14 protein-coding genes are annotated in these 15,150 nt (G+C 34.8%); 6 read left to right on the top strand and 8 right to left on the bottom strand.

Annotation, left to right across the window (positions count from 1 at the left end):
- Positions 1-110 precede the first annotated feature (110 nt).
- The gene (locus AC06G9_RS03155; protein WP_045753607.1) at positions 111-2,249 is read right to left on the bottom strand and encodes a S46 family peptidase; all 2,139 of its coding nucleotides are present in this window, start codon (positions 2,247-2,249) and stop codon (positions 111-113) included.
- Positions 2,250-2,435: 186 nt separating this feature from the next.
- On the opposite strand from AC06G9_RS03155, the gene AC06G9_RS03160 reads away from it, so the two are divergent.
- From AC06G9_RS03160 to AC06G9_RS03175, 4 genes are all read left to right on the top strand, one after another.
- A complete protein-coding gene (locus tag AC06G9_RS03160) occupies positions 2,436-3,785 on the top strand; it encodes a DEAD/DEAH box helicase (RefSeq protein WP_045753608.1) in 1,350 nt (449 codons plus the stop codon).
- Entirely contained in the window at positions 3,785-4,024 is a 240-nt protein-coding gene (locus AC06G9_RS03165; RefSeq protein ID WP_094771783.1) for a hypothetical protein, read from the top strand. The genes AC06G9_RS03160 and AC06G9_RS03165 overlap by 1 nt, the downstream gene beginning before the upstream one ends.
- A 128-nt stretch (positions 4,025-4,152) precedes the next feature.
- Positions 4,153-4,503, top strand: coding sequence for a gliding motility protein GldC (gene gldC / locus AC06G9_RS03170; RefSeq protein ID WP_045753610.1), 351 nt, complete (start codon positions 4,153-4,155; stop codon positions 4,501-4,503).
- 9 nt (positions 4,504-4,512) lie between these two features.
- Positions 4,513-4,920 (top strand): EVE domain-containing protein, encoded by a 408-nt coding sequence (locus AC06G9_RS03175; RefSeq protein ID WP_021188830.1) that lies wholly within the window; start codon positions 4,513-4,515, stop codon positions 4,918-4,920.
- Between the two features lie 58 nt (positions 4,921-4,978).
- On the opposite strand, the gene AC06G9_RS03180 is transcribed toward AC06G9_RS03175, so the two are convergent.
- The 7 genes from AC06G9_RS03180 to AC06G9_RS03210 all read right to left on the bottom strand — a co-directional run bounded on the left by AC06G9_RS03180 (position 4,979) and on the right by AC06G9_RS03210 (position 12,555).
- Positions 4,979-5,506 (bottom strand): acyl-CoA thioesterase, encoded by a 528-nt coding sequence (locus AC06G9_RS03180; protein ID WP_293925569.1) that lies wholly within the window; start codon positions 5,504-5,506, stop codon positions 4,979-4,981.
- A gap of 13 nt (positions 5,507-5,519) precedes the next feature.
- The gene (locus AC06G9_RS03185; RefSeq protein ID WP_248754781.1) at positions 5,520-6,437 is read right to left on the bottom strand and encodes an SDR family oxidoreductase; all 918 of its coding nucleotides are present in this window, start codon (positions 6,435-6,437) and stop codon (positions 5,520-5,522) included.
- Positions 6,437-7,384, bottom strand: coding sequence for a M20/M25/M40 family metallo-hydrolase (locus AC06G9_RS03190; protein ID WP_094771784.1), 948 nt, complete (start codon positions 7,382-7,384; stop codon positions 6,437-6,439). The genes AC06G9_RS03185 and AC06G9_RS03190 overlap by 1 nt, the downstream gene beginning before the upstream one ends.
- Positions 7,385-7,447: 63 nt before the next feature.
- The gene (locus AC06G9_RS03195; RefSeq protein ID WP_248754779.1) at positions 7,448-8,098 is read right to left on the bottom strand and encodes a lipoprotein signal peptidase; all 651 of its coding nucleotides are present in this window, start codon (positions 8,096-8,098) and stop codon (positions 7,448-7,450) included.
- A gap of 60 nt (positions 8,099-8,158) precedes the next feature.
- Complete coding sequence (locus AC06G9_RS03200) at positions 8,159-8,545, bottom strand: TraR/DksA family transcriptional regulator (protein ID WP_045753613.1); 387 nt, start codon at positions 8,543-8,545, stop codon at positions 8,159-8,161.
- Between the two features lie 3 nt (positions 8,546-8,548).
- Positions 8,549-11,962 (bottom strand): isoleucine--tRNA ligase, encoded by a 3,414-nt coding sequence (gene ileS / locus AC06G9_RS03205; RefSeq protein ID WP_480957506.1) that lies wholly within the window; start codon positions 11,960-11,962, stop codon positions 8,549-8,551.
- A 239-nt stretch (positions 11,963-12,201) separates the two neighbouring features.
- Positions 12,202-12,555 carry a HesB/IscA family protein gene (locus tag AC06G9_RS03210; RefSeq protein ID WP_248754777.1) on the bottom strand — a complete coding sequence of 118 codons (354 nt, stop codon included), beginning with the start codon at positions 12,553-12,555 and terminating at the stop codon, positions 12,202-12,204.
- A gap of 399 nt (positions 12,556-12,954) precedes the next feature.
- Here AC06G9_RS03210 and glyA point away from each other — a divergent pair, with 399 nt between their 5' ends.
- Both glyA and AC06G9_RS03220 read left to right on the top strand, forming a co-directional pair.
- A complete protein-coding gene (gene glyA, locus AC06G9_RS03215) occupies positions 12,955-14,226 on the top strand; it encodes a serine hydroxymethyltransferase (RefSeq protein WP_045753616.1) in 1,272 nt (423 codons plus the stop codon).
- Between the two features lie 238 nt (positions 14,227-14,464).
- The gene (locus AC06G9_RS03220; RefSeq protein ID WP_045753617.1) at positions 14,465-15,055 is read left to right on the top strand and encodes an RNA polymerase sigma factor; all 591 of its coding nucleotides are present in this window, start codon (positions 14,465-14,467) and stop codon (positions 15,053-15,055) included.
- The last annotated feature ends 95 nt before the right edge of the window (positions 15,056-15,150 follow it).

The following is a 15,150-nucleotide window of genomic DNA, read 5'->3' on the forward strand; positions in this document are numbered from 1 at the left end:
TAGTTTTATGGTCCTGTTTATTACTCTAATTAACACAATAAATATACAAAAACCAATTTAATAGAAAATATTTTTTCTGAAAAAAATCTGTTAAAAATTGTAAAATATTATTATTCTACAATTTTTAATTCATTTATGATATTGGTCGCTCCAGCAAATTTGTCAATAACAAAAAGAACATATCGAATATCAACAGATATTGTGCGTTGCAATTTGTGATCAAAAATGACGTCACCTGCCATTGCTTCGATATTACCATCAAAAGCCAAGCCAATTAATTCACCATTTCCATTTATTACAGGAGATCCCGAATTTCCACCAGTAATATCATTATCACTTAGGAAGTTAACAGGGAGATAACCAGCTTTATCAGCGTAACGGCCATAATCTTTATTATTCTGTAGATCGATCAATCGCTGCGGTAAATCAAACTCTTCGTCTCCTTTTTTGTACTTCGCAATTGTACCTTTTAAAGTCGTATAGTAGTTTTCTGCCGCGTCATTACGTTTATCTGCAGGTAGTGATTTAATAGAACCATACGTTAAACGTAACGTGCTGTTTGCATCAGGATAAAATTTACCTTTTGGATTTGAAGCCAATACACCAGCTACATATTTACGATGTGCTGCTTCAAATTTATCTGTAGCATCTTTATCCGCAATTGCAGATTCACGATATTTATTTAATAAAGCTGAAGATAATTTGTAGAGTGGGTCATTGTCTAATGCAATGGCTGTAGGATTACTTAAAAAGTTATTCAAACGCTCTTCAGATGCAAAAATACTATTTTTGATAGCCTCACGAATGTACGAAGTTAAATCATTATTGTTTTTGCTTGCCAATTCTGAAACGTAAGGCGCGATGTTACCAGCTTTTTTTGCATATAGGTTTAGTTCATCAATTAAAACATCTTCCTCAAGAGGCAAGTACATTTTTTCGTAGCCAGATGCAATAGCTGCTTGTAATCTTGGTAACAATTCTTTACGTTTTGCTTCATTCGACTTCACATACATATCTAGACCACTACCTATAGAGTACGGCAATGCTGCCAAGGTACTAGAACGGAGCATGCCACTTAAATAGTTGTCATGACGTGCCTTCTCGTTGGTTGCGGCATAATAAGCATTGATTGTAGCAATAACGTCGCCATATTGTTCTTTATTTTCTTTTTTATTAGCCCATTTATTGAATTTTGCTTCATCCTGCGCTTTAGTAATGGCAGTTTTATGTAAAGTTAAAGCATCGATCATTCCTTGACGATTTTTCCAGTAATTGGCGACTTGAGAATATTTAGAAGCATAGTTAATTTTAACTGCTTGATCTTTGTCCATGTATTTTTTCATGGCATCCATTCCTGTTTTAGAAGCTTCAACCCAAGCAGGATATGCAAATTTTACATTCTGATCAATTCCACCAGCAGGCATCCAACGGTTTGTGCGACCAGGGTAACCTAAAATCATAGCAAAGTCACCCTCTTTAAAGCCCTTTAAACTGATTGGTAAAAAATGCTTTGGTTTCAAAGGAACGTTGTCCTTAGCATATTCTGCTGGATTGCCATTTTTGTCACCATAAACACGGAAAATAGAAAAATCTCCAGTGTGACGTGGCCACTCCCAGTTGTCTGTGTCACCACCAAATTTACCAATACTGTTAGGAGGAGTGCCCACCAATCGAACATCGTTAAAATCTTGATAAACGAAATAGTAATATTCATTTCCATTGTAAAATGATTTTACGTTCACGATGTACTTCCCATTTTCGCTGTTCTCTTTTTCGATTTTAGCAATTTCTTGATTAATGATTTTTTGACGTTCAGATTCAGACATCTTATCATTTACTAACGATAAGATTCTTTTTGAAACATCATCCATACGAACAAAGAAACGAACGAATAACGACTTAGGTTTGAGCTCTTCTGATTTTGTTTTCGCCCAAAAACCATTGGTTAAGTGGTCATTTTCAGGAGTCGAAAGTTCGGCGATAGCTCCATAACCACAGTGATGGTTTGTGAATACTAATCCCTGATCAGAAACAATTTCAGCAGTACAACCACCATTGAATTGTACGATTGCGTCTTTTAAACTAGAATTGTTGATACTGTAAATTTCTTCAGCAGTCAATTTCAATCCTTTCTTTTGCATATCAGCCTCATTCAGGCGCTTCAAATGCATTAAGAACCACATTCCTTCATCAGCAAATGTGGTCAAACTTGCTGTAATAAGCAGCAATAAGATCCATAATTTTTTCATACAAACTTGATAAAAAAGTTTAGTTATTTACTACAAAGGTGGTTTAATTCTGCTTGAATTCAAAATGTAGCTTATGCAACAGCTACTTTTGAATAATAATGAAATAGTTATGTCAATTTTACGTCAATCTCAGAATCATTTAAAGCATAGGATAAGCAAGTGAATGCTTTTCATTACCTTTGTAAAATGCAGCAAACATTTGAAAATTTTAAATTGAATAAGCAGCTTTTGAACGCAATTGAAGAGGCAGGTTATTCGGTTCCAACAGAAATACAAGAAAAAACGATTACACCAATTCTTGCTGGTCAAGATATCATGGGAGTAGCACAAACTGGCACTGGGAAGACTGCTGCATTTGTCTTACCTATATTAATGAAATTGAAATATGCACAGGGGCAAGATGCACGTGCATTGATTTTGTCGCCAACACGAGAACTTGCGATGCAAATCGAGGAAAATATTCAAACATTTTCTAAATACCTTGATTTACGTACGGTAGTATTATACGGCGGATTAGGACCTAAAACCCAAATTGAAAATCTTGAAAAAGGAGTAGATATCATTGTAGCTACACCAGGTCGATTTTTGGACTTATACTTAGAGGGACATATCAACGTAAAATCGTTGAAATTTCTTGTAATGGATGAAGCCGATAAAATGATGGATATGGGGTTTATTTCTAAACTTCACCGTATTTTAGAAGTCGTACCCCGTAAAAGACAGAATTTATTGTTTTCAGCAACAATGAGCGAACTGGTTCGTAAAATTGCTGGTGATTTTTTAGCTTTCCCTACTATTGTGGAAGTTTCTGAACAAGCAACACCAGCCTCCACAGTAAGTCAAAGGGTCTATTTTGTTCCTAATCAAAAGACAAAGTTAAATTTACTACAACATTTATTGAAAGATGATGAGTCATTTCACCGTTTAATTGTTTTTTGTAAAACGAGGACAGTTGCAGATAATGTTTTCGCTTTTTTAGAACGTAAATATGGAAAAGATCAAGTACGTGTCATCCATGCCAACAAAGGTCAGAATACTCGAATTAACTCTATTAATGCGTTTAAAGAAGGAAATATTAGGATCTTAGTAGCCACAGATGTAGCTGCCCGTGGATTAGATGTAACCAATGTGTCCCATGTTATTAATTTCGAAGTACCCATTGTTACAGAAGATTATGTTCATCGTATCGGACGTACCGGACGTGCATTTAATTCTGGCGATGCTATTACTTTTTGTAATGATGCAGAAAAGCATTATTTCAGAAAAATTGAAAAGTTAATGCGCCAATCTGTAGATGTTGCACCTTTACCAGATGAAGTTTTTGTAGAAGAAACTCCTTATTTCGAACGTCAAATCATTGCTAAAGAAATTGACAATCAAAAGCGAAAAGATGATCCAGATTTTAAAGGAGCTTTTCACGAAAAGAAATTTGTGATTAAACAGAAAGAAGCAAAAGCATCACAACGTGCTTCAGGGTTTAAATCCAATAAAAAGGGTCCTAAAACTTCGACTAAAAGAAATTATAGAACGAAATAGTGAGACTAACACCCATTAATATTGTATCGGCATGCCTGATAGCTTGGTATTTTGTAGAAGATATGGCAGACGGAAATCCGTTGCTAACTATTACAGCACTCATCAGCTTACTTGTTGTACTTCTATTCGTGGATATTTTCTTTCGTGTTATTGTCAAACAAGATAAGAAGTTATGGCTTTATGAATTATTTTTTATAGTAGCAGTAGCGATATTGACTTTGATCATAAAAATAACATAATCCCATTTATACATAGCATTTATAAATGGATATACTTTTAATAGATTCATAGGCTTTAAAACCGAGTGAAAAGAGCTGTTAAATACAGCGATCAGCATTCACTCATTATTAAAACAAACAATATTATAATGAAAAAAGCAGAAATAAAATTACAGATTGAATTGGACGAAACCAATGTGCCAAATACAATAACTTGGTCTTCAAATGATGGTGAATCTTCTGATGAACTACCTGCAAAAGCCATGTTTTTAGCATTATGGGATTCAGCATATAAAAATTCAATGCGTATCGATTTGTGGACAAAAGATATGCCTTATGATGAAATGAAACGGTTTTTTTACGAGACATTACAAACATTAGGTGATTCATTTCTTCGTTCTTCTGGAGGAGATCCTATGGCAGAGAAAGTAATCGCTGATTTACGTGACTACTGTGCACATTTTGCGGATAAAATGGAAGTATTAGAGCAACAAAACTAATTTTTTAATATGAATTACTTTTTGGTCAAATCAGAACCCTTTAAATACAGTTGGGAACAATTTAACAAGGATGGTCAAACCTTTTGGGATGGTGTACGTAATTATCAGGCACGTAATAATCTCAAAGCAATGAAAGAAGGTGATCTTGTTTTATTCTACCATAGTAATGAGGGCAAAGAAGTAGTAGGTATAGCAAAAGTTGTAAAAGAATATTATCAGGATCCCACAACTGAAGATCCGAAATGGGTTGTTGTTGATTTAGCTCCAGTCGAAACATTCAAAAAATCGGTCACTCTTGAACAGATAAAAGCTGATGAATTTCTTCAAGATGTTGCTTTAGTTCGTCAAGGAAGATTATCAGTGATGCCACTAAAAGCCGAAGAGTTTGATCGTATAGTCGCATTAGGGAGTGAGTAATAAGTGACTCCCAATTAGATTGAAAAAGCCTCAAATGATAAATTTGAGGCTTTTTCAATTAACCTTTATGATCAAATAGATTGACTAGGTTTTTCAATTCTGTCGCTTTATTGGGGTCTAGTTTACCACTTAAGATTAAGCGCAACTCACGGCGTCTCATGGCTTCGTCATAGAGCCTATGTTCCAATTCCGTTTCAGGAATAACTTTTGGAATAGGTTGCGGTTTCGCATGTTCATCTATAGCTACAAAAGTGTAATATGCTTCGTTGGATTTCTCTTTAGTACCCAAAGGTAAGTTTTGAGCAAATACTTCCATTCTTACTTCTATTGAAGTATTAAAAGCACGTGTCACTTTAGCCTCAATAGTAACCACTTCTCCTAATCGAATAGATCTTTTGAACGATACGTTATCAACAGATACCGTCACTACTGGACTGTTACAATGTTTCTGAGCAGCCATAGCCGAACAGATATCCATCCAATACAACAACCTACCACCCATCAAATTTCCAAAAGTGTTGGTATCGTTTGGCAATACCAATTCATTCATTACTGTAGTCGATTCTTTTGCACATTTATCCTTCATCTCTTTTTTATTATTAACGGAAGATTCCGTATTGTTGATCAATTATTTCTAAACTCACTTTGAAGGGAGTCGGTTCATAACCTAAGATTGATTTTGCTTTTGATAATATAAAACCAGTTTTCTGAGGACGATTTTCGGATTGATTGATTTCTGAAGCTGTTAATTCAAAAATTAAAGATTTATCCAGTTTCCAAAAATCCGCAATTTGGTAAACAGCTTCTGCAATTGTAAACATTTCTTCTCCGCTAATGTGGAAAACCCCAGTTACACGTTTTTTAATTGCTAAAATACATGCCTCTGCCAAGTCATCAACAAAAGTTGGCATACGCCACTGATCTTTTACTACATTTATTGATTCTTTACTAGATAGTTTTTCTTTTGCCCAAAGTACTAAATTAGAGCGTTTTGGGTTTGCATTTATTCCATATACTAGTATAGTTCTTAAAATTGCATAGGCGCATCCCGTATTGTGGATAACTTGTTCAGAACGTAACTTGCTCTTCCCATATTCACTCAATGGATGAGCCAAATCCTCCTCTTTATAAGGACCATTTTTTCCATCAAACACAAAGTCTGTGGATAACTGTACTAAAAAAGCATTTGATTGCTTGCAGTATTGGGCTAGCTGTTCGACAACATCAACATTCATCTTCTGGCACTTAGCCTGATCAGCTTCACATGCTTCAACACTTGTGATAGCCGCAGTATGTATGATATAGTTAGGTTTAAATTCTGATAAATAGTTATTTAGAAGTTCCGAATTCATTAAATCCAATTGTTGAAAATGATAATTTTCCTTATTTGGATTCTCATTTTCATGCATAGAGATTGCAAAAGTATCGTAGCTACTGTCTTTACTAAGACGATCAATCAGTTTTTGTCCTAAAAAACCATTAGAACCCGTTATTAACACTTTGTTGGAAACCATCATTAATTTGTGAATTGAAATTCTAGTTTTCCACTTTGTTTTAACATATTGTTGATAACCATGACTTCGAAATCAATGATACCATTCAATCCAGTGTAATTAATTTTATCTGGGTCATCTGTTGGCATATGATAATCTGGGTGACCACCGGTGTGGAAAAACAAAACAGGAATATTTTTTTTGTAGAAAGAGGTTTGATCTGAACCACCATTTCCGTCATGACCTGTATAGAACTTAATCTTTGGAGCAATGCCTTCAAATATTTCTGGCCACTTTTTACTTGTACCATATCCGATTACAGCAACACCCTGTTCAGGATTTAATCTTCCGATCATATCCATGTTCAACATGCCAGTTATCTTATCTAAGGGTAGGGTAGGGTGTTCGGTAAAATATTTGGATCCTATTAATCCTAATTCTTCTGCACCGAATGCAATAAATAGAAAATTATGACTTTCCTTTATATTATTTGTGCTATAGTAGCGTGCTAACTCCAATAAACCAGCTACTCCAGAAGCATTATCATCAGCTCCGTTATGTATTTTACCAACACCTAATGAATCTTTTGAACTTCCTTGATGACCAGTTCCTAAATGATCATAATGAGCGCCAATAACAATAGTAAGCGGTGCACCATTATCTAAAAATGCAATGATATTATCTGCCTTACGAATGCTGTCACTCACTTTAACTTTCCAGACTTTAGCTTCAAACGATTGACGAAATCCTTTTTCACCTAGCGGTTGTAGTTTAAGTTTTTTAAAATATTTTTCGATATAGTCAGCTGCCTTAAAGACTTCTTTACTACCTGTACCTCGACCTTTCATTTTATCACTTGCAAGGTAATGAATATGTTTTTTTACTAAATCTGGATTGCTATATTGAGCAATGCTGGGTAAACTAAAAATAGTTAGAAGTGCCAATATTGCCCATTTCATTTCTAATTTCATTGTCTTAACTATTGTTATTGAATAAAAAAAGCCTTGAATTTTCAAGACTTAAGGAAGTCATTTTTAATCTTCTACAATTTCACTATGGATACTTGTTTTTTCTTCTTTTTCTTCTTTAAAGTATTTTTTTTGAAAAAGTAGAATCAGAATTACGCCCACCGATATTGCAGAATCAGCGATGTTAAATACAGGTCGGAAAAATAAAAATTCCTGACCACCCCAAATTGGTAGCCAAGAGGGAAAGGTACCTTCAATAAGCGGAAAATAAAGCATGTCCACTACTTTTCCATGAAAAATAGTTGCATAACCACCACCCGAAGGGAATAAGGTCGCTTTGTCATACCAAGTACTTTCACTAAAGATTAAACCGTAGAAAGTAGAATCAATTATATTCCCAAGTGCTCCTGCAAATATTAAAGCAATATTGAGAATAAATCCTCTATTATATTTCTTTTGAACCATGTAATGTAGACCATAGCCGATTGCTCCAACAGCGATAATACGAAAAAGAGTAAGCATGAGTTTTCCAAATTCTCCACCAAATTCCATTCCATACGCCATCCCATTGTTTTCTATGAAATGAATTTGTACAAATTTACCAATCACTTCATAGCTTTGACCGATGGTCATATTTAATTTAACCCATAGTTTTGATATTTGGTCAATTAAAAGAACTAGAATTATTAAAATTACGGGTTTAGTATAGCCTTTCATAGTTGTAAAAATGGTCTTTACCGACAGTAAAGACCATTATCTTTTTGTATTTAAATAATATTAATATTGCTTATTCTTAGCTTCAATACTTAATGTAGTGTGCGGGACAGCTTTCAATCTTTCCTTTTGAATCAATTTTCCGGTCTCTCTACAGATACCATATGTTTTATTTTCAATACGCACTAAAGCTGCATCCAAATTGTCTATAAATTTTCGTTGACGCGCTGCTAATTGATTTGTTTGTTCTTTTTCCAAAGTCGCAGAACCATCTTCTAGTGTTTTATAGGTTCCTGCAGTATCATCTGTACCATTTGCATCACTATTGTTAAGTGAGGCAGTCAATGCTGAAAGTTCTTCTTTTGCTATTCTTAATTTTTCTAAAATAATGCTTTTAAATTCTTGTAGCTCTGAATCGCTATAGCGTGTCTTTTCGTTATTAGTTGCCATAATTTAAATTTTTTCGATTAAAACATTCAATTCCTTACCATCGATATCAATGTTATCTCCAGTGGTTAGTGATTCTTCGAATTTCAATGAATCCGCTAGAATTTCGGTACAAATATAAGATAAATTTTTATTCGTGGCTTGCTCAATATCAGCATCTTTACTAACGAAAACAACGATACGATCAGTAACTTCAAAACCCTTATCTTTTCTTAGGTTTTGGATACGGTTAACCAACTCTCGAGACAATCCTTCTTGTCTTAATTCGTCAGAAATATGAATATCTAGCGCAACGGTTAATTTAGCTAAATTAGCGACCTGCCATCCCGCAACATCTTCTGCTATAATTTCTACATCAGTTAATTGGATCGTATACGGCGTATCGGCTAACATTATTTCGCCATCACGTTCCAATTTCGCAACCTCTTCCATAGAAAGCGCATTGATTTTTGCAGACACTAACTTCATGTCTTTACCAACTTTCGAGCCAAGAGCTTTGAAATTTGGCTTTATTTTTTTCTTGATGATACCTGTAGTATCCGTAATGAATTGAATATCTTTGATATTAGTCTCCGAAAGTATCAAATCTTTTACCTTTTCAACCCGCTCTTGGAAACTATTATCCAATACTGGAAGTAATATTTTATTTAAGGGCTGTCTAACATTGATGCCTACTTTTTTGCGCAGTGACAGCGTCAATGATGAGATATCTTGAGCCAAGGACATGCGTTCTTCCAAATCTTTATCAACCAATTGCTCGTGATATATTGGGAAATTAGCTAAATGTACAGATTCAAAAGTTTCTTTTCCTGTTGCGTTATTCAGATCCAAGTATAATTGATCTGAAAAGAAAGGAGATATCGGAGACATTAACTTTGCAATGGTATCCAGACAAGTAAAAAGTGTTTGGTAGGCAGATATTTTATCTTCCGAATATTCGCCCTTCCAAAAGCGACGTCTGCAAAGACGAACATACCAATTACTTAGATGCTCATCAACAAAATTTTGTATTGCACGAGCGGCTTTTGTAGGTTCGAATTCTGCATAATACTCATCTACCTCTTTCGTTAAACTATTTAATAATGAAATTACCCAACGATCGATTTCAGGACGATTCGCTAGCTCGATATCTGCTTCCGCATAACTGAATTTATCAATATTCGCATATAAAGCAAAGAAAGCATATGTATTATATAAAGTACCAAAAAACTTACGACGTACCTCGTCCAATCCCTCTTCGTTAAACTTTAAGTTATCCCACGGAGATGCATTACTGATCATATACCAACGAGTAGCATCAGCACTATATTTATCTAACGTTGCAAATGGATCAATACCATTACCAAGACGTTTAGACATTTTATTTCCATTCTTATCTAAAACTAAACCATTAGATACGACATTCTTAAAAGCAACTGATTTTTGAAGCATCGTTGATATCGCATGCAGTGTGAAGAACCAACCACGTGTTTGATCTACTCCTTCTGCAATAAAATCTGCAGGAAATGCTTCTTTATATCCATCTTTGAATGGTAACGCTTCTCCTTTTGCTAATTTTTCGTAATCTAGACCCCATTGTGCATATGGCATAGCACCAGAATCAAACCAAACGTCGATTAAGTCAGGTTCACGGAATAATTTTTGACCCGCATCGGATACAAAGATGATATCATCTACATACGGACGGTGTAAGTCAAGTTGTTCCGTTCCGAATTTATCTAAGTATGATTTGTTTGTTTCTTTTTCTTTTTCTGTTAAAACATCTGACAATAAAGAAGCCTCTAATAAAGCCTTTAATTCAGGCATAGAGCCTACACATATTTCTTCATTTTCATCTTCAGAACGCCAGATTGGAAGTGGAGTACCCCAGTAACGAGAACGTGATAAATTCCAGTCAACTAAATTTTCTAACCAATTACCAAAACGCCCTGTGCCAGTTGCCTCAGGTTTCCAATTAATAGTTTTATTAAGAGCAACTAGATCATTTTTAACTGCTGTAGATTTAATAAACCAGCTATCCAATGGATAGTATAGAACCGGTTTATCTGTACGCCAGCAGTGTGGGTATGTATGTTCATATTTTTTGACATCAAAAGCCTTGTTGTCTTCTTTTAGTTTAATTGCAATGAGTACATCAGTAGGACGGAAATCTTTATCAGCACGTTCAGCATCCGAATAATATTCTTCTTTCACAAAACGACCAGCAAAGTCAGTAATTTCTTTTACAAAACGACCAGTACGATCTACTGTTGGAACCTCTTTTCCATTTTCATCCTTAATCAAAATTCCGGGTACACCTTGTTCTTTAGCTACTCTAAAGTCATCTGCACCATAAGTAGGAGCAGCATGTACGATACCCGTACCATCTTCTGTAGTTACAAAATCACCTGGGATTACACGGAAAGCCCTTTCTTGCAGTTCATCTGAAGTAATATAGGGCATTAATTGCTCATAACGTAAACCAACAAGCTCCTCACCTGTAACAGTTGCGGCCACTTCCCAAGGGATAACTTTATCCCCTAATTTATAATCTTGAAACGAAGCGTCTTTTCCTTCAGCTTTGAAATGTTTTGAAATTAAATCTTTTGCCAGTATAACAGAAACTGGTGCACCTGTATATTGATTGAAAGTTTTAATTTTTACGTAAGAGATTTTTTTCCCAACAATCAAAGCAGTATTGGACGGAAGTGTCCAAGGTGTAGTCGTCCATGCGATGAAAGCTACATCCTCGGCTGTATCTTCTACCAGAGTACCGATTGCTGGATGTAATTGATTGTTGATGAGTCTAAATTGAGCAACAATAGTAGTATCCTTCACATCTTTGTAAGTACCGGGCTGATTTAATTCATGCGAACTCAATCCTGTACCTGCAGCAGGGGAGTAAGGCTGTATAGTGTACCCTTTATAGAGAAGGCCTTTTTTGTAAAATTCTTTTAAAAGGTACCAGAGTGTTTCGATATACTCATTTTCATATGTCACATATGGGTTTTCAAGATCTACCCAATAACCCATTTTAGTAGTCAGATCATTCCATACATCAGTATATTTCATGACCTCTGTACGACAGGCATCATTGTATTCTTCTACAGTTATTTTTTTACCGATGTCTTCTTTTGTAATCCCCAATTTCTTTTCGACAGCAAGTTCGATTGGAAGCCCATGAGTATCCCATCCACCCTTACGTTTTACTTGAAATCCTTTTAGAGTTTTGTAACGGCAGAAGATATCCTTAATCGTACGACCCATCACATGGTGAATACCAGGCATACCATTAGCCGAAGGAGGGCCTTCATAAAATGTGTAAGGTTTATTTCCTGGACGGTTTGTGATACTTTTTTCGAATATTTTTTCCTGTTCCCAACGGGTCAATATTTCTTTGCCTATTTCCGGCAAATTAAGCTGCTTATATTCTTTATACATCGGTGTCTCGTAATCTTTTTCTAAAGGTCGCTAATTTAATCAATTAAGCTGAAAGCTGAAAGTTAAAAAATGAACAGTTTTAAGGCATATGTATTCCTCTTTGACGCAGAGTTAATGTACTTTTTAGTCAAAAAAACTACATTTGTAGCATTCGATATTGATCAGAAGGTACGTTTTTGTAAAACCAACAAAGCCCAATATCCAGCGAATATTGGGCTTTGGATTATATCTTTAATTTTTTATGCGGAGAAAGAGCTTCCGCAGCCACATGTACTTGAGGCATTGGGATTATTGAAAGTAAATCCACGCGCATCCAGGCCATTTCTGAAGTCAACCTCCATTCCTGCCAGATATAAGCCGTGTGCTTTATTCATAAAAACTCTAATTCCTGCAATACTGTATTCGCTATCCCCTTCTTTTTTCTGGTCGAAACCTAAAATATAGCTCATTCCAGAACAACCACCACCTTCAACACCAATACGTAATCCAAAATCATCTGAAATTTCTTGTTGATCTTTCAGCTTTTTTAATTCCTTTATTGCTCCATCAGTTAATGTTAAAGGAGCTTTCTCTGTTATAGTCTCTGTACTCATCGTGATAATATTTTAACCAACTTAAACAAAATTACATAATTTTAATAGAAAATAAGAGAGCTACAAATTTATGACATTGATTATACACTGCTATAATTCTGATCCTTACCTTTTGTGCAACAGGACTTAACGAGCAGACAAAAAATTTGTGATGACCTAACATGTCAATATCGATAATCTTTATTATACAACTTGTGTCGCTTCTTCAAGTCTTCTTGTTGATGACGTTGAAGTAATTCGTTACGAATTAAGAATATTGATTTTGTCATATTTTAATAAATAAGGTGATTTTATGATATTTTGTAATAATAAAGGGCGTTTTGTGAAGCCTTTTTTAAGTATTATACTATCTTTGTAGACTAAAATCATAATATTCATATTTTATACTAGATTAAAACAATGGAAAGAGATCAAGCCATTTTCAATTTGATAGCTGATGAGCTTAAACGCCAAGAAGAAGGTATCGAATTAATTGCATCAGAAAACTTCGTTTCAAAACAAGTTATGGAAGCTGCAGGTTCAGTTTTGACAAATAAATATGCTGAAGGCTTACCGGGAAAACGTTACTATGGTGGTTGCGAGGTAGTCGATGAAATCGAAACTATTGCAATTAATCGTGCAAAACAATTATTTGGTGCTGAATGGGTAAATGTACAACCACATTCAGGAGCACAGGCAAATGCCGCTGTGTTTTTAGCAACGATCAAACCTGGTGATAAAATCTTAGGTCTTGACTTATCTCATGGCGGTCACTTGACGCACGGTTCTCCAGCGAATTTATCAGGTAAAATTTACCAACCTTTGTTTTACGGTGTAAAAGAAGAAACTGGTCTAATTGATTATGAACAATTAGAAGAAACGGCACTTCGTGAAAAACCGAAAATGATTATCTGTGGTGCTTCAGCTTATTCTCGTGACTGGGACTATGCACGAATCCGCAAAGTTGCTGATGAAATTGGTGCTTTAGTTTTAGCCGATATTTCTCATCCAGCGGGACTTATCGCAAGAGGATTATTAAATGATCCACTTCCTCACTGTCATATCGTAACTACAACTACACATAAAACCCTTCGCGGACCTCGTGGTGGTATGATTATGGTTGGCAAAGATTTTGAAAATACTTGGGGAGTAAAAACACCAAAAGGCGAAACTCGTACTATTACACAATTGTTGGATCTAGCTGTTTTCCCTGGTACACAAGGAGGACCTTTGGAGCATACCATCGCAGCTAAAGCAATTGCTTATGGTGAAGCGCTTTCTGACGAATATATGGAATACATTGTTCAAGTTAAGAAAAATGCGGCTACTCTAGCACAATTCTTCGTCGAAAGAGATTATAAAATTATTTCTGGTGGTACAGATAATCATTTGATGTTGGTAGACCTACGAAATAAAGATATTTCTGGTAAAGAAGCAGAAGCTGTTTTAGGAAAAGCAGGTATTACTACAAACAAAAATATGGTTCCATTTGATTCTCGTTCTCCATTTGTTACTTCAGGTGTTCGTTTCGGTACAGCTGCGATCACGACACGTGGTATCAAAGAAACAGAGATTATCCAAATTGGAGAACTAATTGATGCAGCTATTGTAAATGCATCAAATGATTCAGAGCTTGCTAAAATCCATTCTAAAGTAAAAGAATTGATGGCAGCATTCCCTCTTTACAAATAAAATATAACATATTGCTATGTGGAAAAGTGCCTTAGAGTTGAATCAAGGCACTTTTTTTTGTGCAAATGTTAAAAAGTCTTAAATAATATTGTAATAATTTGATTACTCGATAATTTTCTCTTGTTTTGAGTATACAAAAATTGATCACTTCATAAATATCTTACTATACGGAATACATTTACTTTTTTGAACAGGTTTTAGTTAAATTAATTTGGTAACTGCTAAAAATAGGTGAAGTATGAGTGTTTTAAATAAAAAAACGGATCAAGAATTAATCCATATATATTTAGATGGTAAAGAAACAGCGTTAGCAGCTTTGTTAGAACGTTATAAATCTAAAATATATACCTCCATTTATATGAAAGTAAAAGATGAATATCTTGCAGAAGATATTTTTCAAGAAACTTTTATAAAAGTAATCAATACATTAAAAGGCGGTAAGTATAACGATGAAGGTAAGTTTTTACCTTGGGTTATGCGCATTGCACACAATATGATTATTGATCATTTCAGAAAAGAGAAAAGAGCTCCGAATATTGTCAATACCGAAGGATTTGATATTTTCGATGTATTAGACTTTAGTGATGAAAATGTAGAGTCCAAAATGCTCAAGGAGCAAAGGGATATTGATTTGAAAAAAATGATTCAAAAACTTCCAGATGATCAAAAAGAAGTTTTAATTATGAGACATTTTTGTGATATGAGTTTTAAAGATATTGCAGATATTACTGAGGTAAGTATCAATACAGCATTAGGTCGTATGCGTTATGCATTGGCAAACCTAAGAAAAATGATAGAAGGACAAAGTTTGATGTTGCAGATCGGATAAGACATACTGAAAAAATAATAATTTGTAAAATGGGATGAACTGCAGAAGTTCATCCCATTTATTTTAACTTTATCTGTAATAATGTCATATTTTTG

Source organism: Sphingobacterium sp. MAE, from assembly GCF_056711605.1.